Annotated in this window: 25 protein-coding genes; 19 read left to right on the forward strand and 6 right to left on the reverse strand. The window is 68.2% G+C overall.

Translation table 11 applies throughout. The annotated features are described in order from the left end of the window. Window positions 1–22: 22 nt before the first annotated feature. On the reverse strand, window positions 23–1582 hold the full coding sequence (locus FHS97_RS00700) for a sensor histidine kinase (protein WP_343053338.1): 1560 nt from the start codon (window positions 1580–1582) through the stop codon (window positions 23–25). A 225-nt stretch (window positions 1583–1807) separates the two neighbouring features. Between FHS97_RS00700 and FHS97_RS00705 the strand changes: the two genes are divergently transcribed. Beyond that, entirely contained in the window at window positions 1808–2269 is a 462-nt protein-coding gene (locus FHS97_RS00705) for an Lrp/AsnC family transcriptional regulator (protein WP_184032430.1), read from the forward strand. 77 nt (window positions 2270–2346) lie between these two features. Here the strand turns inward: FHS97_RS00705 and FHS97_RS00710 are convergent, their stop codons facing one another. Then, window positions 2347–3591 carry a hypothetical protein gene (locus FHS97_RS00710; protein ID WP_246346355.1) on the reverse strand — a complete coding sequence of 415 codons (1245 nt, stop codon included), beginning with the start codon at window positions 3589–3591 and terminating at the stop codon, window positions 2347–2349. Window positions 3592–3763: 172 nt separating this feature from the next. Here FHS97_RS00710 and yaaA point away from each other — a divergent pair, with 172 nt between their 5' ends. The 4 genes from yaaA to FHS97_RS00730 all read left to right on the forward strand — a co-directional run bounded on the left by yaaA (window position 3764) and on the right by FHS97_RS00730 (window position 8518). Continuing rightward, entirely contained in the window at window positions 3764–4510 is a 747-nt protein-coding gene (gene yaaA / locus FHS97_RS00715) for a peroxide stress protein YaaA (protein ID WP_184032434.1), read from the forward strand. Further along, window positions 4510–5166 carry an SDR family NAD(P)-dependent oxidoreductase gene (locus FHS97_RS00720; protein ID WP_184032436.1) on the forward strand — a complete coding sequence of 219 codons (657 nt, stop codon included), beginning with the start codon at window positions 4510–4512 and terminating at the stop codon, window positions 5164–5166. Before yaaA ends, FHS97_RS00720 begins: the two co-directional genes overlap by 1 nt. A gap of 230 nt (window positions 5167–5396) precedes the next feature. Beyond that, entirely contained in the window at window positions 5397–8168 is a 2772-nt protein-coding gene (gene gyrA, locus FHS97_RS00725) for a DNA gyrase subunit A (protein ID WP_184032438.1), read from the forward strand. Then, entirely contained in the window at window positions 8165–8518 is a 354-nt protein-coding gene (locus FHS97_RS00730; protein ID WP_184032440.1) for a DUF952 domain-containing protein, read from the forward strand. The genes gyrA and FHS97_RS00730 overlap by 4 nt, the downstream gene beginning before the upstream one ends. A 133-nt stretch (window positions 8519–8651) precedes the next feature. On the opposite strand, the gene FHS97_RS00735 is transcribed toward FHS97_RS00730, so the two are convergent. Next, on the reverse strand, window positions 8652–9083 hold the full coding sequence (locus FHS97_RS00735) for a DUF488 domain-containing protein (protein ID WP_184032441.1): 432 nt from the start codon (window positions 9081–9083) through the stop codon (window positions 8652–8654). 59 nt (window positions 9084–9142) lie between these two features. Between FHS97_RS00735 and trmFO the strand changes: the two genes are divergently transcribed. Beyond that, window positions 9143–10513, forward strand: coding sequence for a methylenetetrahydrofolate--tRNA-(uracil(54)-C(5))-methyltransferase (FADH(2)-oxidizing) TrmFO (gene trmFO, locus FHS97_RS00740; protein WP_184032442.1), 1371 nt, complete (start codon window positions 9143–9145; stop codon window positions 10511–10513). A 163-nt stretch (window positions 10514–10676) separates the two neighbouring features. Here the strand turns inward: trmFO and FHS97_RS00745 are convergent, their stop codons facing one another. Beyond that, on the reverse strand, window positions 10677–11147 hold the full coding sequence (locus FHS97_RS00745; protein WP_184032443.1) for an Lrp/AsnC family transcriptional regulator: 471 nt from the start codon (window positions 11145–11147) through the stop codon (window positions 10677–10679). Between the two features lie 95 nt (window positions 11148–11242). Here FHS97_RS00745 and phhA point away from each other — a divergent pair, with 95 nt between their 5' ends. The 11 genes from phhA to FHS97_RS00800 all read left to right on the forward strand — a co-directional run bounded on the left by phhA (window position 11243) and on the right by FHS97_RS00800 (window position 21305). Further along, window positions 11243–12094, forward strand: a complete 852-nt coding sequence (phhA, locus tag FHS97_RS00750) for a phenylalanine 4-monooxygenase (protein ID WP_184032444.1) — start codon at window positions 11243–11245, stop codon at window positions 12092–12094. 24 nt (window positions 12095–12118) lie between these two features. Further along, complete coding sequence (gene hppD / locus FHS97_RS00755; RefSeq protein ID WP_184032445.1) at window positions 12119–13177, forward strand: 4-hydroxyphenylpyruvate dioxygenase; 1059 nt, start codon at window positions 12119–12121, stop codon at window positions 13175–13177. A 150-nt stretch (window positions 13178–13327) separates the two neighbouring features. Beyond that, a complete protein-coding gene (gene hmgA / locus FHS97_RS00760; RefSeq protein ID WP_184032446.1) occupies window positions 13328–14626 on the forward strand; it encodes a homogentisate 1,2-dioxygenase in 1299 nt (432 codons plus the stop codon). Window positions 14627–14671: 45 nt separating this feature from the next. Further along, window positions 14672–15004: a lipopolysaccharide assembly protein LapA domain-containing protein gene (locus FHS97_RS00765; RefSeq protein WP_184032448.1), complete on the forward strand. Its 333-nt coding sequence runs from the start codon at window positions 14672–14674 to the stop codon at window positions 15002–15004. Continuing rightward, entirely contained in the window at window positions 15004–15678 is a 675-nt protein-coding gene (gene pyrF / locus FHS97_RS00770; RefSeq protein WP_184032450.1) for an orotidine-5'-phosphate decarboxylase, read from the forward strand. Before FHS97_RS00765 ends, pyrF begins: the two co-directional genes overlap by 1 nt. Before the next feature lie 42 nt (window positions 15679–15720). Continuing rightward, window positions 15721–16359 carry a phosphoribosylanthranilate isomerase gene (locus FHS97_RS00775; protein ID WP_184032452.1) on the forward strand — a complete coding sequence of 213 codons (639 nt, stop codon included), beginning with the start codon at window positions 15721–15723 and terminating at the stop codon, window positions 16357–16359. Beyond that, window positions 16356–17585, forward strand: a complete 1230-nt coding sequence (gene trpB, locus FHS97_RS00780) for a tryptophan synthase subunit beta (RefSeq protein ID WP_184032454.1) — start codon at window positions 16356–16358, stop codon at window positions 17583–17585. Before FHS97_RS00775 ends, trpB begins: the two co-directional genes overlap by 4 nt. Beyond that, on the forward strand, window positions 17582–18382 hold the full coding sequence (gene trpA / locus FHS97_RS00785; protein WP_184032455.1) for a tryptophan synthase subunit alpha: 801 nt from the start codon (window positions 17582–17584) through the stop codon (window positions 18380–18382). Before trpB ends, trpA begins: the two co-directional genes overlap by 4 nt. Beyond that, window positions 18379–19245: an acetyl-CoA carboxylase, carboxyltransferase subunit beta gene (accD, locus tag FHS97_RS00790; protein ID WP_184032456.1), complete on the forward strand. Its 867-nt coding sequence runs from the start codon at window positions 18379–18381 to the stop codon at window positions 19243–19245. The genes trpA and accD overlap by 4 nt, the downstream gene beginning before the upstream one ends. Window positions 19246–19441: 196 nt before the next feature. Then, complete coding sequence (locus FHS97_RS00795; protein WP_184032457.1) at window positions 19442–20797, forward strand: bifunctional folylpolyglutamate synthase/dihydrofolate synthase; 1356 nt, start codon at window positions 19442–19444, stop codon at window positions 20795–20797. A gap of 70 nt (window positions 20798–20867) precedes the next feature. After that, on the forward strand, window positions 20868–21305 hold the full coding sequence (locus FHS97_RS00800; protein ID WP_184032458.1) for a DUF6628 family protein: 438 nt from the start codon (window positions 20868–20870) through the stop codon (window positions 21303–21305). Window position 21306: 1 nt separating this feature from the next. Here FHS97_RS00800 and FHS97_RS00805 read toward each other — a convergent pair whose 3' ends face one another. Together FHS97_RS00805 and FHS97_RS00810 are read right to left on the reverse strand one after the other, a co-directional pair. Beyond that, entirely contained in the window at window positions 21307–22641 is a 1335-nt protein-coding gene (locus FHS97_RS00805) for an AmpG family muropeptide MFS transporter (RefSeq protein WP_184032460.1), read from the reverse strand. Between the two features lie 49 nt (window positions 22642–22690). Beyond that, complete coding sequence (locus tag FHS97_RS00810; protein ID WP_184033003.1) at window positions 22691–23140, reverse strand: response regulator; 450 nt, start codon at window positions 23138–23140, stop codon at window positions 22691–22693. Between the two features lie 121 nt (window positions 23141–23261). Here FHS97_RS00810 and FHS97_RS00815 point away from each other — a divergent pair, with 121 nt between their 5' ends. Next, window positions 23262–24371: a pseudouridine synthase gene (locus FHS97_RS00815; RefSeq protein WP_184032462.1), complete on the forward strand. Its 1110-nt coding sequence runs from the start codon at window positions 23262–23264 to the stop codon at window positions 24369–24371. Continuing rightward, window positions 24368–24907, forward strand: coding sequence for a 16S rRNA (guanine(966)-N(2))-methyltransferase RsmD (gene rsmD, locus FHS97_RS00820; RefSeq protein ID WP_184032464.1), 540 nt, complete (start codon window positions 24368–24370; stop codon window positions 24905–24907). The genes FHS97_RS00815 and rsmD overlap by 4 nt, the downstream gene beginning before the upstream one ends. Window positions 24908–24910: the final 3 nt, after the last annotated feature.

The following is a 24910-nucleotide window of genomic DNA, read 5'->3' on the forward strand; positions in this document are numbered from 1 at the left end:
CCGCCCGCCCGCTGGCAAGCGTCTACGTCGCGCCGCCGGTCGCATGGCCCGTGACGCCATCCTCCACCGCCGGCAGCAGCAGCGTGAACAAGCCGGGCGCGATCACGAACCGCCCACCTAGTTCGGTCGCGAGATTGCGCACCAGCCGGAAGGCGAAGCCGATCCCCAGCAGCGGCGCGCCCTCGTCACGCGACGCTTCCTCGTCATCCAGCGCGAACAGGCTCGCCTCATCGCGCGATGCGAAGGCCGCCGGCGGTTCCAGCGCCAGCGCCAGCGTCCCGACCCCGCCGACCAGCGTCATCGTCAATCGCTCGCCCGGCGCGGCCGCCGACAACGCGGCCGACAGCAAACGCGCGATCAGTCGTTCGGCATCGTGCGGGCTGACCGACCAGCCCGCGTCGCGCGCGGCCGGCAATGCCAGCTCCGCACCTCGCAGGGCGGCGAGCGGTGCGAGGTCGTCCGCGATCCGCTGCAACAGCGCCGCGGCCGGCGTGACGCCACCCCGCCGCTCCAGCGCATGGCCGTCGATCCGCGCCGCAAGGTCGAGATCCTCGATCGCACCGATCAGATCGGTCACGCGGCGGCGGATATCGCTCGCACGATCGCGATAGGGCGCGGCGACCGGCCCGAGCAACTGCTGCTCGATTAGCTCGGAAAAGCCCGCGATCGCGTTCGTCGGCGTCCGCAACTCGTGCACCAGCCGGCGCAGCCCTTCCGCCCCGGCCGCGTGATCGCGCTCCACCGCGCGTTCGGCGCGCTCGTCGGCACGCGGGCGGCGGGCCTGCCCGCGCATGCCGGTGAACGTACCCGTCGCCTGATCGAACATCGGCACCCCGGCGATCCGCCATTCCCCGGCGATCGCCGATCCGCCCGGCACCCGCAGCCGCGCGCCGGAAAACGGCGCGCGCTTGCGGAACGCACCCGACGCCACGCCGTCGACCGCCGCCCCTGCCCAGATGCCGGCGCGATGGTCGAGCGTCAGTCCGATCACCGCGCCGCGCGGCACGGCATCCAGCCACCGGATCACCCCCGCCGCGTCGGTCTCGAACCGGAAGCTGGCGAGCGGGCGGATCGGCTCGTCCCCGTCGCGCTGATGCGCGGCGATCCGCTCGACCAGATCGGCGACGTCGAACCGCGTACCGCCCGCTCCGTCCCGGCTGGCCGTCTCGACCGCTGCGGGCGCGTAGCCGAGCCGAAAGTCCGCGCCGCCGAAACTCTCCAGCGCGCGCTCGACCGAGGGCGGCAGGTCGCGCCGGTGTCGCAGGGCGCTCCGTCCGACCGGCCCGAGCCGTGGCAGCAGCACCTCCCAATCCGCCGCGTCGAGTCGCACCGCGCGCAATGCCGCCGCCGCCACGTCGGGCGTGTCGTTCACGAACGCGGTGACGAGCGGCAACGGCGCATCGACCAGCGCCAGCGATCGCGCGCAGGCGATCCGCACCGCTTCCGGTACGCGCTCGCGCAATTGCTCAAGCCGCATCAGGAGCATATCGTCGGCCGGCGCGCGCCCGCGCGCGATCAGGTCGACGAGCTGCCGATAGGTCGCGCGCGCACCCAGTGCCGAGCGCGCCTCGGCTGCCAACACGGTTCTGAGGCTGTCATTGAAGCGCACGGAAACGATCGACCTCTTTTCTTATCGGGTTCATCCCGCCGCCGTTCGTAGAGACGCGGCCGGTTCGGAGCCATCGCGCAGATCGCGCCGGCATCCCGTATTGAAGCAGCTTTGGACAATTGCGTTTGAGCGCAACAATCCTATAGCCCTCGTTATAGAAGCTATCGCGAAGATGCGCGGCAAGTTGAGTGAGATAAGATGACCCTTGATCGGATCGATCGCGAAATCCTGGCGCTACTGCAGGAGGACGGGCGGATGACGAACGTCGAGCTGGCCGAACGGGTCGGCCTGACCGCGCCGCCTTGCCTGCGCCGGGTTCGTGCGCTCGAACAGGCCGGCGTGATTCGCGGCTATCACGCCGAGTGTGACGCGACCAAGCTGGGTTTCCCGATCACGGTCTTCGCGATGGTCAGCCTGCGCAGCCAGGCCGAGCCCGATCTCGCCGCCTTCGAGGCGCATGTCGCCGCGATCCCCGAGGTTCGCGAATGTCACATGCTCAATGGCGAGATCGACTTCATCCTGAAGATCGTCGCGCAGGATCTGGAAAGCTTTCAGCGCATCCTCACCACCAAGCTGACGTCCGCGCCCAATGTCACCAGCGTGAAGTCGTCGCTGACGATCCGCACCTTCAAGGCGCAGGCCGGCGTCCCGATCAGCTGATCGCAACGCCACACGCACCATAGAAAAAGGGGCGGCCCGCCGGCCGCCCCTCCACATTCGCTTCCGATCGGCGCGCGTTAAGCGACCGGCGGGTGATCGAGGAAGTCGATCCACCAGCCGGCGATATCGGCGCGCGGGCTGCCGGACACCGCCTGGAAAGCGGTCTTCGCCCCGGCCTTGTCGCCCGAATTCGCCAGCGCGATGCCGAGCCGCGTGTTCACGACATTGGCGTCGACGCCGCCCTTCTGCAGCGCGGCGCGGTACAGCGCGATCGCCTTGGGATATTCGCCGGTCCCGAGATAGGCGTCCGCGGTGCTCGCGGCGAGCTTGCCGTCCGCCGCCTTCATCGCGCGCGCCTCGACCGCCGCCATCGACCCTTCGTTCGAGATCGACTTGTTCGCCGCCGCCAGCAGGCTGCCCGCGTCCGGGCTGCTCGCCGGGATCTTGCCCGCGGCCTTGCCCTCGGTCAGCACCGCCTTCGATTCCCACGGCAGACCCTGGTCGAAGGTCCACTGCGCGTAGATCTCGTAATCATACTGGTCGGCAAGCGCCTTGCCCGAGCGCAGCAGGCGATACAGGTCGACCTTCTGCCCCTTGTCGAGCGTCACCATCGACTGCGGCTGGATGCCCCACACCACCAGCATGTCGCGCCAGTTCTTGGCGGTCGGATAGGCAGTGAGGTAGCGACGCATCCACGCACGCGTCTCGGCCGGGTTCTTCGCCTGATTGTTGCGCGAGATCGCATAGCGGAAGATGTCCTCCGACGGCTTCTGGCCCGCGGCCATCTGCTCGTCGACCATCTTGGCCAGCGCCGCGGAGCCCCCGGCGATGTCGCCCGAGTCCATCTTCAGCTTGACGAGCTGGAGCGGCAGGTTCGGATCGTTGTAGCCGAGCTGCTGCGCCTGCTCGAAGAAGCGCATCGCACCCGCCGCATCCTTGGCGTTCGCCTGGATCACGCCACGCTGATAGGTGTACTTCGCCTTGTCGGCCTGCGCGGTGCGCGGGCTGGCGATCAGCGCGTCGAGCGGCGCGACCAGATTGGCGTTGTTCGGCCCACCCGGCTGGATCACCTCGAGATTGAGACGCAGCGCGGCGGCGATATACTTTTCGTCGTCGGTCTTGGCAGCGGCCTCGACGGCGGCGACCAGCGGGGTCGCGGTCGCGACATCCTTGGCGGCCAGCGCGGTCTGCGCCTGCGCGGCCGGGCCGCGGACCTCGTTGCTGAGCTTGAGCTGTTCGCCCTTCTGCTCTTCCTTCTTCTTCTGTGCCACCGCCGGCTGCGACAGCGCGACGGTCGCACCACCAGCCAGAAGCACAGCCATCACGGCGTTCGAAAGGGTCTTCATCGACACGTCTCTCCAGATTTCGCGGGCGTAACGCTCGGTCGGTGCTCTAGTGCCCACCGCGCGCCTGTTCAAGGAATGTACCGTAGCAATGCATTGCCGCCGCTGAACCGCGATTGAACGCGGCTGGTCGCGGGAGTACGGCGCGGCGATGATCGCCGTTCTCTCGCCGGCCAAGACGCTGGATCTCGAAACACCCCCGCCCTTTCCCGCCACCCCCGCGCGCTTCGCGACCGAAGCGGCGACGCTCGCGAAAGCCGCCGCGCATCTGACGCAGAAGCGGCTTTCCGGGCTGATGAAGATTTCGCCGGCGCTCGCCAAGCTCAACGCCGACCGCTTCCGCGACTTCGAGACCGCAGCGGAACGGCCCGCGCTCTACACGTTTGCCGGCGACGTCTACACCGGGCTCGATGCGGCGACGCTCGACGAACCGGCCGTGCGTTTTGCGCAGGAGCATCTGCGGCTGCTCTCCGGCCTGTACGGCCTGCTGCGTCCGCTCGACGGGATGCGTCCGTACCGGCTGGAGATGGGCACGCGCTGGGCGCCACGCCGCGACAAGCTGACCGACTGGTGGGGGCCGCGCATCGCCGATGCGCTCGCCGCCGATGTCGAAGCCGAGGGGTCGGGGACGGTCCTGAACCTCGCCAGCAACGAATATTGGGAGGCGGTTGCGGGCAAGCTCCCCGCCGACCTCCGCGTCGTCGCGGTCGATTTCCGCGAGGCCGATGACCGTTTCGTCAGCTTCCACGCCAAGAAGGCGCGCGGGATGATGGCGCGCTATCTGGTCGAGCATCATGTCGCCGATCTCGACGGCATGAAGGCGTTCGATACCGCCGGCTATCGCTTCGACGCCGATGCCAGCGACGAGGCGCGCTGGACCTTCCGGCGGGCGGCGTAATGCGCGCGGTCGTCATCGGTGCCGGCGGCGGGATCGGCGCGGCGCTCGCCGCTGCGCTGGCGGAGGAGGAGAATGACGTCGTCCGCCTCACCCGCGCCGAACTGGACCTGACCGACGAGCCGACGATCGCCGCCGCGGCCGCGCGCGTCGGCAAGGCCGATCTGGTCGTCGTCGCCACCGGGCTGCTCCACGATGCCGAGCACGGCCCGGAAAAGGCGCTGCGTGACCTCGACCCGGCGTGGCTGGCGCAGCAATATGCCGTGAACGCGATCGGCCCGGCGCTGGTCGCCAAACACTTCCTGCCGATCCTGCCCCGCACCGGGCGTTCGGTGTTCGCCGCCCTCTCGGCGCGCGTCGGCAGCATTTCCGACAACCGCCTCGGCGGGTGGTACGGCTATCGCGCCAGCAAGGCGGCGCTCAACCAGATGATCCGCACGCTGGCGATCGAGGACAAGCGCCGCAACGACCGTGGCATCGTCGTCGCGCTCCACCCCGGCACCGTCGATACGCGGCTGTCCAAGCCGTTCCAGCAGAGCGGACGCGACCTGTTCCAGCCAGATCGCGCCGCGGTGCAGTTGCTCGACGTGCTCGACGCGCTGAAGCCCGCCGACAGCGGCAAGCTGTTCGCGTGGGACGGTGCCGAGATCGCGCCGTGATCGCCGATCTTCGTCATTGCGACCCCGGCGAAGGCCGGAGGAAGCAATCCAGGGCGTACTGATCCGGCTTTGGATTGCGTCGCTTCGCTCGCGATGACGAAACCGGCTGACCCCGTCCCGACAAAACGAGCCTGACGCTCGCCCATCCCGGTCGCCCCGGGCGTGACTTTGCCCCGCGTGCGGCCTAGACACGCGCCTGAAACGAATCCGTAAAAAGAAAGTACGTCCAGTTGGCCGACGACACCGTCCTCGCCGATCCTTCCGCTATCGCCCCCATCTCCATCGTCGAGGAGATGAAGACCAGCTACCTCGACTATGCGATGAGCGTCATCGTGGCGCGCGCGCTGCCCGACGTGCGCGACGGGCTGAAGCCGGTGCATCGCCGCATCCTGTTCTCGGCGAACGAAAGCGGGTTCCTCTACAACCGCCCGTATCGCAAATCGGCGCGCATCGTCGGCGACGTGATCGGTAAATATCACCCGCACGGCGACAGCTCGATCTACGAGGCGCTGGTCCGCATGACGCAGGACTGGTCGATGCGGCTGCCGCTGATCGACGGTCAGGGCAATTTCGGCTCGATGGACCCCGATCCCGCCGCCGCGATGCGTTATACCGAGGCGCGGCTGGCGAAGTCCGCCAATTATCTGATGGATGACCTCGACAAGGACACGGTCGACTTCCAGCCGAACTACGACGGGTCGGAGCGCGAGCCGCAGGTGCTGCCGGCGCGCTTCCCGAACCTGCTGGTCAACGGCGCCGGCGGCATCGCGGTCGGCATGGCGACCAACATCCCGCCGCACAATCTCGGCGAAGTCGTCGACGCCTGTCTCGCCTATCTCGACAATGGCGCGATCACCACCGAAGAGCTGATGGAGATCGTCCCCGGTCCGGATTTCCCGACCGGTGCGATCATCCTCGGCCGTGCCGGCGCGCGCTCCGCCTATGAGACCGGGCGCGGCTCGGTGATCGTGCGCAGCCGCCACAAGATCGAGACCGGGCGTGGCGACCGCACCTCGATCGTGCTGACCGAAATCCCGTTCCAGCAGGGCAAGAACGCGCTGGTCGAGAAGATCGCCGAGGCCGCCAAGGACAAGCGCATCGAGGGCGTCAGCGACATTCGCGACGAATCGAACCGCGAAGGCGTCCGGATCGTCATCGACCTCAAGCGCGATGCGACGCCCGAGGTGGTGCTCAACCAGCTGTGGCGGCACACGCCCGCGCAGGGCTCGTTCCCCGCGAACATGCTCGCGATCCGCGGCGGTCGCCCCGAGCTGCTCAACCTGCGCGACATCATCAGCGCGTTCGTGCAGTTCCGCGAACAGGTCATCACGCGCCGCGCCAAGTTCGAGCTGAACAAGGCCCGCGAGCGCGCGCACATCTTGCTCGGCCTCGTCATCGCCGTCACCAACCTCGACGAAGTGGTGCGGATCATCCGCGGCTCGTCGAGCCCGGCGGAGGCGCGCGCCAAGCTGCTGTCGCGCGAGTGGCCCATCGCCGAGATCGCGCCGTACCTGCGGCTGGTCGAGGCGCTCGAAACCGATGTCGCGGGCGACAGCTACCGCCTGTCCGAAGTGCAGGTCCGCGCGATCCTCGACCTGCGGCTCCACCGCCTCACGGCGCTGGGCCGCGACGAGATCGGCGACGAGCTGAAGACGCTCGCCGATTCGATCGCCGAACTGCTCGCGATCCTCTCCGATCGCGTGAAGCTTTACGCGGTGATGCGCGATGAATTCCGTGAGGTGCGCGAGCTGTTCGCGACGCCGCGCCGCACCGAGATCGCCGCCGCCGCCGACGGGATCGACGACGAGGATCTGATCGAGCGCGAGGACATGGTGGTGACCGTCACCATGGCCGGCTACATCAAGCGCACCCCGCTCGACGCCTTCCGCGCGCAGGCGCGCGGCGGCAAGGGCCGCGCCGGCATGGCGACCAAGGACGAGGACGTCGTCACCAAGCTGTTCGTCACCTCGACGCACACCCCGGTGCTGTTCTTCTCAACGCTCGGGCGCGTGTACCGCATGAAGGTCTGGCGCCTGCCCGAGGGCGGCCCGGCGACGCGCGGTCGCCCGATGATCAACCTGCTCCCGCTCGAACAGGGCGAGACGATCTCGACCGTGCTGCCGCTGCCCGAGGACGAGGCGGAATGGGGCAAGCTCCACGTCATGTTCGCGACCGCCAAGGGCTCGGTGCGCCGCAACTCGATGGACGCGTTCACCAACGTGCCGTCGAACGGCAAGATCGCGATGAAGTTCGAGGGTGAGGATGCCGACGACCGGCTGATCGGCGTGGCGTTGCTCGACGAGGGCGACGACGTGCTGCTCGCCACGCGCGCCGGCAAGGCGATCCGCTTCGCCGCCGACGAGGTGCGCGAGTTCCAGAGCCGCAACTCGACCGGCGTGCGCGGCATCGCGCTCAAGGGCGACGATCAGGTCATCTCGCTGTCGGTGCTGCACCGCGTCGGGGTCCGCGATCAGGAGGAGCGCGACGAATATCTCCGTAACGCGCCATGGAAGGAACGCGAGGGCGAGCTGACGATGCCGCTCGACCGTTTCGAGGACCTGCGCGCGCGCGAGCAGTTCGTGCTCACTGTCTGCGCCAACGGTTACGGCAAGATCAGCTCGGCCTATGAATATCGCCGTACCGGGCGCGGTGGGCAGGGCATCACCAACATCGACAATATCGCGCGCAACGGGCCGGTCGTCGCCAGCTTCCCCTCGACCAAGGCCGAGCAGCTGATGCTGGTCACCGATCAGGCGAAGATGATCCGAATGCCGCTCGGCAGCCTGCGGGTCATCGGCCGCGGCTCGGCGGGCGTGCGCCTGTTCAACGTCGCCAAGGACGAGCATGTCGTCTCCGCCGCGCGCATCGACGAGGAGCCCGAGCCCGAGGACGCCGCCGAGGCGCTGGTCGCCGAGGAACTGGCCGGCGACACGTCGGTTGCGCCGGTCGATGATGCTACGGTCGGCGACGATGCCGCCGCCGGCCCGGAGGATGGTGAATGACCGACACGCCGCTGACCGCCTACAAGGTCCTGACTGCCGAACAGATGGCGACGCTGGAGCAGGACGGGCGGTTCGGCGGCGCGCCGGTCGACGTGGCGGATGGCTACATCCATCTGTCGACCGCCGAGCAGCTTGCGGCGACGATCGACAAGCATTTCGCCGGACAGGACGATCTGCACATCGCCGCCGTCGACCTCGCCGCGCATGGCGACAAGGTGAAGTGGGAGGAGTCGCGCGGCGGCCAGCTTTTCCCGCACCTGTACGGCGCGATGCTGCTGGAAACGGTGATCGCCTACGGCCCGCTCGACCGCCGCGCCGACGGCACGATCAAGCTCCCCACCACCGGCTAACCGTCGCCCCTGCGAAGGCAGGGGCCCATGTCTGTCGAATGGTTGCGAAACGTCGTCACACATCGCATCGCGGATGTGTCACCGTCGCATCAAGACGAAACAGCCATAGGCCCCGCCTTCGCTGGGGCGACAGCTACACGTTCAAATTCACCACCTCGCGCCCCTCACCCACCGCCCGCAACAACAAGGTCCGGTGGCAATGGCACGGATCGCGCTCGAAGCAGAGCAACGCGCTCGGCATCTCATCCGCCAGCGCCAGCATCTGCGCCGCCTGCGCCTGCGCTTCGGGCAGGTCGAGCTGAACCTCATACACCGCGGTCAGCGTCGCCACATCGCCCTTCTTCGCCGCATCGCGCCCGCGCTTCGTCGTCCCGAGCGCCTTCAGGTGCACATAGTCGATCCCCGCCTCCCCCAGCGACGCCGCCAGCGGCGACTTGGAGAACCCCGGTCGCCGCGACAGCGGCAAGGCGCGGACATCGATCACCCGCCGCACCCCCGCCGCCTGCAACGTCGCGATGAACCCGGCCATCGTCGCGCCTTCATAACCGATGGTATAGATCGTCATGCCCGCCGAGGTGGTTGCGCGGCGCTGACAAGACAAGCCGCACCCGCTATCCGCCCCTTATGACGTATGACATTCATATCGTGGGCGGCGGGCTCGCCGGGTCCGAGGCCGCGTGGCAATTGGCCGAGGCCGGCTTCAAGGTCCGCCTCTCCGAAATGCGCGGCGGCGGCGACACCACCCCCGCGCACCACACCGACGATCTCGCCGAGCTGGTATGTTCGAACAGCTTCCGCAGCGACGATGCCGACAGCAACGCGGTCGGCCTGCTCCATCAGGAGTTGCGCGCACTCGGCTCGCTGATCCTGCGCGAAGGCGACCGCCACCGCGTCCCCGCCGGCTCGGCGCTCGCAGTCGATCGCGACGGCTTCTCGGCCGGCGTGACGGCGGCGGTGGCGGCGCACCCGAACATCACCGTCGTGCGCGAGCGGATCGACACGCTCCCCCACACGCCGGCGATCATCGCCACCGGCCCGCTCACCGCGCCGGGCCTGTCGGAGCGGATCGCCGCCGAAACCGGCCGCGACTCGCTCGCCTTCTTCGACGCGATCGCGCCGATCGTCCACCGCGACTCGATCGACATGGAGACCGCATGGTTCCAGTCGCGCTGGAACAAGGGAACATCGGGCCGTCTGCCCCCCGGGCAGACTGAAGACAGCCTGGGGCTGTCTTCACCCGATGTTGGCACCGATTACATCAACTGCCCACTCGACAAGGACCAGTATCACGCCTTCGTCGCCGCGCTGATCGACGGCGAGAAGACCGAATATCGTGAATGGGAGAACGTCCCCTATTTCGAAGGCTGTATGCCGATCGAGGTGATGGCGGAGCGCGGCCCCGAAACCTTGCGCTTCGGCCCGATGAAGGGCGTCGGCCTCGACGATCCGCGCACCGGCCGCTGGCCCTATGCCTGCGTCCAGCTCCGCCAGGACAATGCGCTCGGCACGCTGTGGAACATCGTCGGCTTTCAGACCAAGCTCAAGCACGCCGAGCAGGTCCGGCTGTTCCGCACCATTCCCGGCCTTCAGAATGCTGAGTTCGCGCGGCTCGGCGGGCTGCACCGCAACACCTTCCTGCGCTCGCCCGAACTGCTCGACGCGACGCTGCGGCTCCGCTCTCGCCCGAACATCCGCTTCGCCGGCCAGATTACCGGCTGCGAGGGCTATATCGAGAGCGCGTCGATCGGCCTGCTCGCCGGCCGCTTCGCAATCGCCGAGCTGCGCGGCGAGACGCTTGCCCCGCCCCCGGTGGAAACCGCGCTCGGCGCGCTCCTGTCGCACATCACCGGCGGCGCGGAGGCGGACAGCTATCAGCCGATGAACGTCAACTTCGGTCTCTTCCCGCCGATCCCCGGCCGGACGAAGAAGGCCGATCGCAAGAAGATGTACACCGACCGCGCGCGTTCGGCGCTGGCGGAATGGCTGGCGGCGTAGGTCACCCCACCGTGAGCCACTTCCGTTCGTGCTGAGGAGAGGCTGAGCCTGTCGAAGCCTCGTCTCGAAGCACTGCCCTTCGAGACGCCGTTTCGACAAGCTCAACGGCTCCTCAGGGCGAACGGGTGGGTGAAACCGTTAACCTGCGCGTCGGTCTGTCAACCTAGACCGGAATCGCCGTCGTATATTTCGTCATCGACAGCGCGAAATGCGATGACGCCCCCGCCACCGACGGATGCCCCAGCATCACCTGCATCAGAAAGTGATTATAGTCGCTGACATCCGCGACGACGATCCGCAGCAGATAGTCCCACTCGCCCGACATCGAGAAGCTCTCGACGATCTCCGGCCGCCCGTCGACGAAGGCCTCGAACGCCTGCCGCGCCTCGATCGCATGGCTGCGCATCCGCACGTTGCACAGCACGTTGACCCCGCGCCCGACCGCCGCCGGATCGACCAGCCGCACCGTGCGCGTCAGCACGCCTGCCGCCTCCAGCGCCTTGACCCGTCGCCAGCACGATGCCGACGACGCGCCGACACGCTGCGCCAGATCGGCGTTGCTGAGCGTCCCGTCCTCCTGCAACGCCGAAACGATCCGGCGGTCGATGGCGTCGAGTTGATCGATCTGGTTCATGGAGCGCAGTAATAACGCGTCGATCGTTTCATCGAAAGCCGCTTATGGCGCCATTCTGATAAGCATTGATCGCCGCCATATGCGATCGTGCCATCATGGCAGACACCGCGCTGATCCGGCCCGAGGGGGCCGCCGCCGACTGGACGATCCCGCAGGGCTGGGACGCGTACACGGCCGAGGAACACGCCACCTGGGACACGCTGTTCGCGCGCCAGATCGCGATGCTGCCCGGCCGCGTCACCCCCGAGTTCATGGACGGTCTCGACGTGCTCCGCCTGTCGAAGCCCGGCATCCCCGACTTCGACGAACTCTCCGAACGGCTGATGAAGGCGACCGGCTGGCAGGTCGTCGCGGTTCCCGGTCTCGTCCCCGACGACGTCTTCTTCGACCATCTCGCCAACCGCCGCTTCGTTTCGGGCAATTTCATCCGCCGCCCGGATCAGCTCGACTATCTCCAGGAGCCCGACGTCTTCCACGACGTTTTCGGCCACGTCCCGCTGCTCGCGAACCCGGTGTTCGCCGACTACATGCAGGCTTACGGACAGGGCGGGCAGCGCGCCGCGGCGATGGGCGCAATCGATCGCCTCTCGCGGCTCTACTGGTACACGGTCGAGTTCGGGCTGGTGCGCGCCGGCGATGGGCTCGCGCTCTACGGCGCCGGCATCGTGTCCTCGCGATCCGAGTCGGTCTTCGCGCTCGACGACGCCTCGCCCAACCGGATCGGTTTCGACCTGAAGCGCGTCATGCGCACCCGCTACCGGATCGACGACTTCCAGCAGAGCTACTTTGTCATCGACAGCTTCGAGGAGCTGCTCGACCAGACGCTCAACACCGATTTCGCCCCGCTTTACGCCGAGCTGGAAGGCCAGCCGGATCACGACCCGGAGACGATCCTGCCCGATGACCGCGTCTACGCGCGCGGCACCCAAGCGCACGCCCGCCGCTAACCCCTTCACCTGAAAGGCCCGACCATGACCGATCCCGCCAATCCGCTCGGCCTCGCCGGCTTCGCGTTTTGCGAATTCACCTCGCCCGATCCCGACACGCTTGCCAGCCAGTTCGAGCAGATGGGCTTCGTCGCCGCGCACCGTCACCCGACCAAGCAGGTGACGCGCTACGTACAGGGCCGCATCAACCTGCTGCTCAACCGCGAGCCGACCGGACAGGCTGCCGACTTCCGTGCGCTCCACGGCCCCTCGGCCAGCGGCATGGCGTTCCGCGTCGCCGACCCGCAGTCCGCCTATGACCATGCGCTCGCCGAGGGCGCGACCGCGGTCGACGCCGCGGCGGGGACGCTTGGCGAGGGCAGCTTCCCGATCGAGGGCATCGGCGGCAGCTACCTCTATCTCGTCAAGGCCGGCGCGGACCTCTACGCCGATTGGGAGGAAGTCCCCGGCTGGCGCGAAGCCGCCGAGCAGAACAACGTCGGGCTCGATATTCTCGATCACCTCACCCACAACGTCCGCCGCGGCGAGATGCGGACATGGTCGAGCTTCTATGGCCGGCTGTTCGGGTTCGAGGAACAGAAGTTCTTCGACATCAAGGGCAAGGCCACCGGGCTGTTCAGTCAGGCGATGATCGCCCCCGATCTCGCGATCCGCATCCCGCTCAACGAGAGCAAGGACGAGACGTCGCAGATCGAGGAATTCATCCGCGAATATAACGGCGAGGGTATCCAGCACCTCGCGCTGACCACCGACGACATCTTCGAGACGGTCGAGAAGCTCCGCGCGCGCGGCGTCCGGCTGCAAGACACGATCGAGACCTATTACGAGCTGGTCGACAAGCGCGTTCCCGGCCACGGCGAGGACCTTGAACGGCTGAAGCGCAACCGGATCCTGATCGACGGCAATGTCGGCGACGAGGGCATCCTGCTCCAGATCTTCACCGAGAATATGGTCGGCCCGATCTTCTTCGAGATCATCCAGCGCAAGGGCAATCAGGGCTTCGGCAACGGCAATTTCCAGGCATTGTTCGAGAGCATCGAGCTGGACCAGATTCGGCGCGGCGTGGTCAAGGTCGAGGCCTGACGCCTCCACCCGTCGCCCCTGACTTGATCCGGGGCCCCGCTTCTTCTTCCACGGCCGCCGAGAAAGAAGAAGCGGGATCCTGGATCAAGTCCGGGATGACGGTAAGAAGCAGCCGATCCGCGAGCCAGCCGGCGTTAATAGGAGACAGCCATGACCGAGACGCCCCGCTACCACCCCGGCTTCGGCAACCACGTCTCAACGGAGGCCGTCCCCGGCGCGCTCCCGATCGGCCGCAACTCGCCGCAGCACGTTCCCTTCGGCCTCTATACCGAGCAACTCTCCGGCACCGCCTTCACCGCGCCGCGCCATGAGAATCGCCGCACGTGGCTCTACCGCCTCCGCCCGACTGCGCAGCACCCCGCCTTCTCCCGCTACGATGGCGCACCGCACCTCCGCGCCGCGCCCTTCGACACGCCCCCCTCGCCCAACCGGATGCGCTGGGACCCGCTCCCGTGGCCGGACGCCACAACCGACTGGCTCGACGGACTCGTCACCTACGGCGGCACCGGCAACGTCGCCGAGCAGACCGGCGTTGCGATCCACCTCTACGCCGCGACCGCCGACATGGGCCGCGCCTTCTTTTCCGCGGACGGCGAGCTGCTGATCGTGCCGCAGGAGGGCGCGCTGACGATTGACACCGAAATGGGTCGGCTCGATGTCGCCCCGCTCCAGATCGCGGTGATCCCGCGCGGCGTCCGCTTCCGCGTCCGGCTCGACAACAATGGGCGCGGACGCGGCTATGTTCTCGAAAACTACGGCGCGCCGTTCCGTCTCCCCGATCTCGGCCCGATCGGCGCCAACGGCCTCGCCAACCCGCGCGACTTCGAGACGCCCGCTGCATGGTTCGAGGATCGCGACGAACCCTGCACCGTCATCCAGAAATTTCAGGGCGGGTTGTGGCAGACGACGCTCGACCATTCGCCGTTCGACGTGGTGGCATGGCACGGCAATCTCGCCCCGTATCGCTATCAGCTAGCGCGGTTTAATACGATCAACACCGTGTCGTTCGACCACCCCGATCCGTCGATCTTCACGGTGCTGACGTCCCCGAGCGACACGCCCGGCACTGCCAATTGCGACTTCGTGATCTTCCCGCCACGCTGGATGGTCGCGGAGGGCACGTTCCGCCCGCCGTGGTTCCACCGCAACGTCATGAGCGAGTTCATGGGGCTGATCGCCGGGGCCTATGACGCCAAGGAAGGCGGTGGCTTCGTCCCCGGCGGCGCGAGCCTCCACAACCAGATGAACGGCCACGGTCCCGATCAGGCGAGCTATGAGAAAGCCGTCGCAAGCGACTTGAAACCGGTGAAAATCGACGGAACGATGGCGTTCATGTTCGAGACCCGCCATGTCGTACGCACCACCGCCTGGGCGCAGACTTCGCCAACGATGCAGCTCGATTACGACGACGTCTGGCGCGGCTTTCCCAAGGCGACACTCCCGCGGTGACCCGTCGCACTGGAAAATACCGCCGACCCTGCTAGCGTATCACCGATGCAGTTCCTCAAGATCCTGTTCTGGTCGCTGCTGGCGTTCGTCGCCGCGGTGTTCACGTTCGGCAACTGGACCAATGTCACCATCCAGCTGTTCGGCGGGCTGGTCGCGGAGGTGAATTTGCCGCTGCTGCTGCTGGTCACCTTCCTGCTCGGCTTCATGCCGACGCTGATCTACCAGCATTGGGTGCGTTTCCGCCTTCGCCAGCGACTGACCGCGGCGGAGCGTGCGACGGAGAGCGCGCTCGCCGCGGTGCGCGGCGTCGAGGCGCAGCCGACGCTGCCGCCGGTGGCGTCCGCGCCGCCCGTAGACCTCACCAGCGGAGCCGAGTGATGGCCAATCGCATCTTCGTCGCCCTCGACACGCCCGATCTCGATCGTGCCCGCGCGCTGGCGCAGAAGGTCCGCCACCACGTCGGCGGCATCAAGCTGGGGCTGGAGTTCTTCTGCGCGCACGGTCCGTCCGGTATCCGCGCGATAGAAGAGATCGGCCTGCCCGTCTTCCTCGATCTCAAGCTGCACGACATCCCCAACACCGTCGCCAAGGCGGTGCAGTCGCTCGCCGGGCTCGCCCCGGCGGTGCTGACCGTCCACGCCAGCGGCGGGCGCGCGATGCTGGAGGACGCCAAGGCCGCCGCCCACCCTTCGACCAAGGTGGTCGCGGTGACGATGCTCACCAGCCTCGACGAGGACGATCTCGCCGCGACCGGCGTCGCCGGCAGCGCGCATGACCACGTCCTGCGCCTCGCCGATCTGGCGCGCGAAGCGGGGCTCGACGGCATCGTCTGCTCCGGCGCGGAGGTGAAGGCCGCGCACGCCGCCTGGCCGAAGGGCTATTTCGTCGTCCCCGGCGTCCGCCCGGCGGACGGCGAGCTCGGCGACCAGAAGCGCGTCGTCACCCCGCGGATGGCGGCCGACCATGGTGCGTCGATGCTGGTGATCGGCCGCCCGATCACGCGGGCCGAGAACCCGGACGCCGCCGCCCGCGCGATCGCCGCCACGCTCTAACGCGATATTGGCAGGGTGCGGGCAAGCGCCTAAAGCCGCGGGATGCCCGTCACTGCCAAGATCTGCGGCCTGTCCACGCCCGCCACGCTCGACGCCGCGCTGAAGGGCGGCGCGAGCCATGTCGGCTTCGTCGTCTTCCCGCCCTCGCCGCGCCACCTGACGCTCGACCGCCTCGCGGGCCTCGCCGCACAGGTCCCCGCGCACGTCCGCAAGGTCGGCGTGTTCGTCGACCCCGACGACGACTTGCTCGCCGCGACGGTCGCCGCCGGCAAGCTCGACGCGATCCAGCTCCACAAGACCACGCCGGCACGCGTCGCCACGCTGCGCCGCCTGTCGGCGCGCGAGACATGGGCGGCGATCGCGGTGAAAACCCGCGCCGACCTCGCCGCCGCCTCTGCATACACCGATGCCGCCGACCGCCTGCTCTACGACGCCAAGACGCCCGATGGCGCGACGCTCCCCGGCGGGATGGGCATCCGCTTCGACTGGCAATTGCTCGACGGCTTCCGCCACCCGCTTCCCTGGGCGCTGTCGGGCGGGCTCGACCCCGCCAACGTCGCCGAGGCGATCGCACGGACCCGCGCGCCGCTGGTCGACGTTTCGTCGGGCGTCGAGTCCGCGCCCGGCGTCAAGGACGTGGACAAGATCACCGCCTTCCTGCAACGGGTTTCCGCATCATGAACGCACCCAATTCCTTCCGCGCGCAGCCGGACGAGCGCGGGCATTTCGGCCCCTATGGCGGCCGCTATGTCTCCGAAACGCTGATGCCGCTGATCCTTGACCTCGAGCGCGAGTACCGCGCCGCCAAGCAGGATCCGGCCTTCGCCGCGCAGTTCGACGACCTGCTCGAACATTATGTCGGTCGCCCCTCGCCGCTTTATTATGCCGAGCGGCTCACCGACACGCTGCGCGACAGTGCGCCCGAGGGGATGGGCGCACAGGTCTGGTTCAAGCGCGACGAGCTGAACCACACCGGCGCGCACAAGATCAACAATTGCATCGGGCAGATCCTGCTGGCGATCCGCATGGGCAAGACGCGGATCATCGCCGAGACCGGCGCGGGTCAGCACGGCGTCGCCACCGCGACGGTCTGCGCGCGCTTCGGGCTGCCGTGCGTGATCTACATGGGCGCCAAGGACGTCGAGCGGCAGCAGCCGAACGTCTTCCGCATGAAGCTGCTCGGCGCCGAGGTGCGCGCGGTCGAAAGCGGCGCGCGCACGCTCAAGGATGCGATGAACGAGGCGCTGCGCGACTGGGTCGCGAACGTCCACGACACCTTCTACATCATCGGGACCGCCGCCGGCCCGCATCCTTATCCGGAGCTGGTGCGCGACTTTCAGAGCGTGATCGGTCGCGAGGCGCGCGCGCAATTGCTCGACCGCACCGGCCGCCTGCCCGACCTGCTCGTCGCGGCGATCGGCGGTGGATCGAATGCGATCGGGCTGTTCCACCCGTTCCTCGACGATACCGACGTGAAGATGCTCGGCGTCGAGGCGGCGGGCGAAGGACTGGAAGCCAAGCACGCTGCCAGCCTCGCCGGTGGTTTCCCGGGCGTGCTCCACGGCAACAAGACCTATCTGTTGCAGGATGACGACGGCCAGATCGCCGAGGCGCATTCGATCTCCGCCGGGCTCGATTATCCCGGCATCGGCCCCGAACATGCGTGGCTGAAGGACAGCGGCCGCGTCGACTATACTGCGGTCACCGACCGCGAGGCGCTCGACGCCTTCCAGCTGTTGTGCCGCACCGAAGGCATCATCCCCGCGCTCGAACCGTCGCACGCCATTGCCGCGGTTGCGCGCGTTGCCAAGGACATGCCGCAAGACGCGATCATCCTCGCCAATCTGTGCGGCCGCGGCGACAAGGACATCTTCACCGTCGCCGACGCGTTGGGAGTGCAGATTTGACCCGCCTTGCCGACGCCTTCATCGCCGACCGTCCTGCGCTGATCTGCTTCGTCACCGCCGGCGACCCGTCGGTCGTGGCGACGCCCGCGATCCTCGACGCACTGGTCGAGGGCGGCGCGGACGTGATCGAGTTGGGAATGCCGTTCACAGACCCGATGGCGGACGGACCGGCGATCCAGGCCGCAAACATCCGCGCGCTCGACGGTGGCGTGACGACCGCCGATATCCTGCGGATTGCGAAGGAGTTTCGCGCCCGCCATCCGCTCACCCCGCTGGTGCTGATGGGCTATGCCAATCCGATGCTGCGCCGCGGGCCGGAGTGGTTTGCCACCGCGCTGCACGATGCGGGTGTCGACGGCGTAATCTGCGTCGACGTGCCGCCCGAGGAGGATGACGCGCTCGGGCCGGCGTTGCGCGCGATGGGGATCGACCTCATTCGCCTCGCCACCCCCACCACCCGCGACGCGCGGATCGGCGCGGTGCTCAACGGTGCCAGCGGCTTCGTCTATTATGTTTCGGTCGCCGGGATCACCGGCAAGCAGCAGGCACAACAGGCGTCGATCGAGGATGCGGTCGCGCGGCTGAAGCACGCCACCGACCTGCCGGTCGCGGTCGGCTTCGGCGTCCGCACCCCCGAACAGGCGCGCGCGATCGGTCGCGTCGCGGACGGTGTCGTCGTCGGCTCGGCGATCGTCGAGATCGTCGCCGAACATGGCCCCGCTGCATCCGCGCCGGTCGCCGCCTATATCAAAACGCTGTCGGCCGCGCTCGCCGACGCACGAAAGGTTTCCGCATGAGCTGGCTCAGCAACGTCCGCAACGCCTTGTCCGGGATCGTCCCGGGCGGCGCCAAGGCGCAGACCGCCGATCACCTCTGGCACAAGTGCAAGGGGTGCGGGACGATGGTCTTCACCAAGGAGCTGGAGGAAAACCTCTACGTCTGCCCGACCTGCGACCATCACGAGCGGATCGGCCCGAGCGTTCGTTTCGAGCATCTGCTCGACCCGGCCAGCATCGACGTGCTGCCCGCGCCGCGCTCGCCGGAAGATCCGCTCAAGTTCCGCGACTCGAAGCGCTACGCCGATCGCCTCAAGGCGGCGCGCGCCAGCACCGGCGAGCAGGACGCGTTCGTCAACGCGCGCGGCACGATCGACGGGCACCGCGTCGTGATCGGCGTGCAGGACTTCGCCTTCATGGGCGGATCGATGGGCCAGGCGGTTGGCGAGGCGTTCATCCAGGGCGTCGAAACCGCGATCAAGGACCGCGCGCCCTTCATCGTCTTCACCGCCTCGGGCGGCGCGCGGATGCAGGAGGGGATCCTCAGCCTGATGCAGATGCCGCGCAGCACCGTCGCGATCCAGATGCTCCACGATGCCGGGCTGCCCTATATCGTCGTGCTGACCGATCCGACCTCGGGCGGGGTGATGGCGGCTTATGCGATGCTCGGCGACGTGCACATCGCCGAGCCCAAGGCGACGCTCGCCTTCACCGGCCGCCGCGTGATCGAAAGCACGATCCGCGAGAAATTGCCCGAGGACTTCCAGACCAGCGAATATTATCTGGAGCACGGCATGATCGACATGGTCGTCCACCGCCGCGAATTGCGCGCGAAGCTCGCCACCGTAATCGGCTATCTGTGCGGCGAACGAAAGGCCGCCTGACCGACTGCCGGACCACAGCGACCGATCGACGATCGCCGATCACGTACCTTCTTCGTCATCCCGGACTTGATCCGCAATCCCGCTTCTTGCCTCGGTCGCCGATCGGAAGCGGGTCCCGGAGCAAGTCAGGGACGACGAACGAGGGGAAAGGACCGGTCAGAAATGCCAAGTGACGACAGCAGGTAGCGCAAGCTGGATGGATCACGCCCCGACCCAACCCCGGGTGACGGCCGACCACGCCGTCTCCACCGATGCCGCGGTACAGGCGCAGCTCGACCGGCTGTGGTCGCTGTCGCCGGGCGCGGACGTGCTCGGGCTCGACCGCATCACGCGACTGCTCGCGCGGCTCGGCGATCCGCACCACGCGCTGCCGCCGGTCTTCCATGTCGCCGGCACCAACGGCAAGGGTTCGACCTGCGCCTTCCTGCGCGGGGCGCTGGAAGCGGCTGGGCATCGTGTCCATGTCTACACCAGCCCGCACCTGGTCCGGTTCAACGAGCGCATCCGGCTGGCGGGGCGGCTGATCGACGATGCGGCGCTCGCAGCGTTGCTGGCGGAGGTGCTGGATCAGGCCGACGGTATCGGCGCCAGCTTCTTCGAGATCACCACCGCCGCCGCCTTTCTCGCCTTTGCGCGCACGCCGGCGGACGCCTGCGTGATCGAGGTCGGGCTCGGCGGACGGCTCGATGCGACCAATGTGCTGCGCGCGCCCGCCGCATGTGGAATCGCCGCGCTGGGGGTCGACCATCAGGCGTTCCTTGGCGACTCGCTCGAACAGATCGCGGCGGAAAAGGCTGGCATCGCCAAGCGCGGCGTGCCGCTGGTGACGATGGACTACCCGCCGCCGGTCGCCGCGCCGGTGGCGCGCGCCGCGCAGGCGTCCGGCGCGCCGTGGTTCCCGCGGGGCACGACGTGGCGCTACACCGCGCGCGACCGGCTGCGGTACGAGGATGCAGCGGGATCGCTCGACCTGCCGCTACCGGCAATGCCGGGCGCGCATCAGGACGCCAATCTCGCGCTGGCGACGGCGATGATCCGTCACCAGTCGCGCGTCGCGGTGCCGACCGCCGCACTCGCCGCCGCGGCTGAAGGAACCCGCTGGCCCGCGCGGCTGCAGCGCCTGTCGCCGGGGCCGTTGATCGCTCCGCTTGCCGACATGCCGGTGTGGCTCGACGGCGGGCACAATGCCTCGGCCGGCGCCGCCGTCGCGGCCGCGCTTCCGCATCTGGTCGGCGACCGCGATGCGCGGCCGCTGACCCTTGTGCTCGGCATGCTCGCCAACAAGGACGCCGCCGGGTTCCTCGCGCCCTTCGCCGACGCGATCGACACGCTCGTCGCGGTGCCGGTCCCCGGACATGCGTGCCATTCGCCAGCCGATCTGCTGACCGTCGCTGCCGGACTGGGAATTCCCAACCGCCTGACGGGCCGCAACATTGCGGATGCGCTCGCACGGGTCGCGGCCGCGTCGGCGCGATCGCGGACGTTGCTGATCGCCGGATCGCTCTATCTCGCCGGTGAAGTGTTGAGCGCGAACGACGAAGCGCCGGACTGACGTAAAATCTGCGATTGACTTGCAATAGCGGACGGGCGACCTTGTGCGGGCAAGAGGAGTCGCCTGTCCCATGACCCAGCTTCCCGCCCCTGTCCTGACCACCAACGCCTTGCCGCACGCGCTGCCCGATTGTCCCAACGCCCGCGTCATCCTGTTCGCGATGCGCCGCATGGGGGCACACGGGCTTTCGGATGCACGCGCTGCACATGGCTTCTTCACCGGCTTCGGCGAGGCGTTCCGCCGCCCGCTGCTGCTGATGCGCGCGCTGATGGCGGATCTTGCCGGCAATGCGACGGTGCCGATCGCGATCGCGCCCTGCTGCTGTGCGCGGATGACCGCCTCGGAGCAGGTGCTGCTCGCGATCCTCGCGCGCGTCGAGACGCGTACCGAAGGCGCGCGGCTGCTGATGGAGGACCTGCTCGGGCAGCGGCATGTCGACGGCGCCCTGGCCAGCGCCGCTGCGCTGGCCGCCGCCTTCGCCGACGAGGGACGACCGGTCTGCCTTTGATTCAGGCGGCGGCGCCGTCGCGCGCGTCGCCCGGCCCTTCGGTGCCCGCGCTGCCGACCGATCGGTCGACCAGCCCCGAGCGACTCATCCACCAGAACAATGCCACGCCCGGCACCGCCAGCACGACCGTCAACAGGTAGAAATTGACATAGCCGACCCGCTCGACCAGTGCGCCCGCGCTCGCTCCGGTGACGATCCGCCCGACCACGCTCGCTGCCGCGGAGATCAGCGCATATTGCGCGGCGGTGAAGCGCAGGTCGCACAGCGCCGAGAAATAGGCGACCACCGTCACCCCGCCGATCCCCGACGCGATATTCTCGAACGTCATCGCCCCCGCGAGCCCGGGGTTGCTGTGCCCGGCGGCCGCGAGCGCCGCGAAGCTGGCGTTGGACACCGCCATCAGCACGAGGCTGATGAGCACCGACCGCTTCAGACCGAGCCGTGCATACATGACCCCGCCCGCGAAAATACCGATCAGATACGCCCAGAAACCGACCCCGACGTCGTACAAAGCGATTTCGTCGTTGGTAAATCCGGTGTCGTTGAGCAACAGCCGCAGCACCAATTGTCCCAGCGTGTCACCGATCTTGTGGATGAGGATGAACAATAGCACCACGAACGCACCGGGACGCGCAAAAAACTGCACGAACGGTCGCCAGATCGCCGCCAGCGTGGGACCGACCCCGCGCCGTGGCTCGACATCGCGGTGCCGCCGCGGCTCCCCGACGATCAACCCCGCCAATATGGCGGGCAATGCGAGCACTGCGGTCACCAGATAGGCGGCGGTCCAGCCGTGCCGCGCGGCGACGAACAGCGCCAGCGACGCCGCCCCTGCCGACCCGATCCGCCAGCCATATTGGCTCATCCCGGAGCCGACGCCCAATTGGCGCGGCTCCAGTATTTCAATGCGGTAGGCGTCGATCACCACGTCGAACGTCGATCCTGCCACCGCGACGAGGATCGCGGCGGTAACGGTCGCGCCGATGCTGGCGCGCGGATCGACCAGCGCGAGATTGGCGACCGCGGCGATCACCAGCACCCCCGCGACCAGCAGCCACGACACCCGCTGGCCCAACGCCCCGAGCAGCGGCAGCCGCACGCCATCCACGACCCACGCCCACAAGAACTTGATATTGTAGACGAGGAACGCGAGGCTGAACGCCGTCACCGTCTTCTTGTCGATCCCGCTCTGCGCCAGCCGCGTGGTCAGGGTCGCGGCGATCATCGCATAGGGAAACCCCGAGGACACTCCCAGCGCGAACGCGGCCACCGGCCCGCGCTCCAGATACGGGCGGACACCATCCACCCAGGTCCGTCCGTCCGTCCGCGCCGCCATCCACATCGCCTTCGATAAGCCTGGCGTCCGGCTTAGCGCGAAATGACGGTCAGGTAAGCCCGGTCATCGACGATCCACCGCCGAACAACCGCAATCCACCAGGCATCCGCGCTGGCTTCCTGCCTTCGACCCACGACTCGATCGCATCGATCGACGCGAGCAAGTCACGGGAAGTATAGGGTTTTGCGAGGCAGCCGACCGCTACTCCTTCCGCATCAACGGGGCATGCGCCGGTCACGAACAGCACGGGGATGGCACGCTGCGATGCCGCGCGCGCGACATCGATCCCGCTGCCGTCGGCCAGGTTGACGTCGACCAGCACCAGATCCAGCGCCACCCCGCCCTCGATCAGCCGCACGGCATCCGCAACACGGTCGACGGTCGCGACCACGGTAAAGCCCTGTTCACTCAGCAGATGCTCGGTATCGAACGCCACCAGCGGCTCGTCCTCCACGACCAGCAGCTTATCGATGGATCGCTGTTTCCGCCCGAACAACATCACTTGTTTCGCCCCGGTATCGTCTTCCTCCCACAACCCCGCTGAACGGATTTATGTCCCCACCGATCGTCCGGTGATCACGGTCCTTGTTGCCGACGGCCGCAGACCGTAAGCGACCGGGATGGCCGACGAACGTTCCCCGCACCGCATTGCCAAGCTGCTCGCCCGCGCGGGTGTCGCCTCGCGCCGCGAGGTCGAGCGGATGATAGCCGAGGGCCGCGTTGCCAAGGACGGGGTGGTGATCGACACCCCCGCGACCGTGCTGGCGTCGCTCGACGGGGTCACGGTGGATGACCAGCCGGTCGCAGCCGCCGAACCGACACGGCTTTTCCTCTTCCACAAGCCGACCGGCGTGCTCACCGCCGAGCGCGATCCGGCCGGACGCGCGACGATCTATGATCGCCTGCCCAAGGACCTGCCGCGGCTCGTTCCGGTCGGACGGCTCGATTTGAACACCGAGGGACTGCTGCTGCTCACCACCGATGGCGAGTTGAAGCGGCAGCTCGAACTGCCGGCGACAGGCGTCGAGCGCAGCTATCGCGCGCGTGCCTATGGCCAGATCAGCCAGGCGCAGCTCGAGGAATTGATCCACGGCATCGAAATCGAGGGGATCCGCTATGGCGCGATCGATGCCAACCTCGAACGCCGGACCGGTGCGAACGTCTGGATCGAAATGACGCTGCGCGAGGGCAAGAACCGGGAGGTGCGCCGCGTGCTCGAACATCTCGGCCTGCGCGTCAGCCGCCTGATCCGCACCCGTTACGGGCCGTTCGTGCTCGGCGATCTGCCGGTCGGTGACATCGGTGAAGTCCGCGTCGCCGACCTGATTGCCTTCCGGCAGACCTTGAAGGCCGCCGCACGACAGCGTCCACCGGTGGCCGACGTCGCGGTGCCGGGGAGCCGGCGTGCGCCTGCGTCCCGCGTGTCGACCACGGCTCGTCCGACCGCCGGCGGGTCGCGCGCCGCCGGTGGCGTCCGGTCAGGCGCTCAGCTGCGGTCCGCGCCGCCGCCCCGCCCGGGTGGCGCATCGCAGCCGTCCCGCGCCGCGGCAGGCGCGTCTGCGAAAGCTCCGGGCAATGCGCCGCTTTCCCCACGCCCTGCGGCAAAGCCGGCAGCGCGCGCAGCAGAGGAACGGCCCCTCACCCCGCAGCGTCCCGCGCGGATCAAGCGCCAGCCCGGTTGGGCCAAACCGAAGCCTAAGCCCGGTGCCCGTCCGCGGGGGCGCAAATGAGGATCATCGCCGGTCAGTGGCGCGGTCGCCCCCTTGTCGCACCGAAAGGCGACGCCACCCGTCCGACCGCGGATCGGACGCGCGAGGCCTTGTTCTCGATGCTTGCCAGCCGGGTCGGGAGTTTCGAGGGGTTGGCCTGCGCCGATCTCTTCGCCGGCTCGGGGGCGCTCGGACTGGAAGCGCTCTCGCGCGGCGCTGCCACCTGCCTGTTCGTCGAACAGGACAAGCTCGCGCTTGATGCGCTGCGTGCCAATGTCGCCAAACTGGGCGCGACCGGCGCGGACATTCGCCCTGCCTCGGTCATGGCGATCGGCCCGGCGCGCGCACCGCTCGACATCGTCATGATGGACCCCCCCTATGCCACCGGTGCGGGCGCGGTCGCCGCCGACAAGCTGGCCCGACTCGGCTGGATCGGCCCGGCGACCTGGGTATCGATCGAAACCGCTAAGGGCGAAGGCGAGGTGCCGGCCGGCTTCGTCGTCGACGCCGACCGGACGCATGGCCGCGCGCGCTTGATGCTGCTGCGGCTCGGGTGATTC

It is taken from the genome of Sphingomonas endophytica, from assembly GCF_014199415.1.
GTDB classification, from domain to species: domain Bacteria; phylum Pseudomonadota; class Alphaproteobacteria; order Sphingomonadales; family Sphingomonadaceae; genus Sphingomonas; species Sphingomonas endophytica.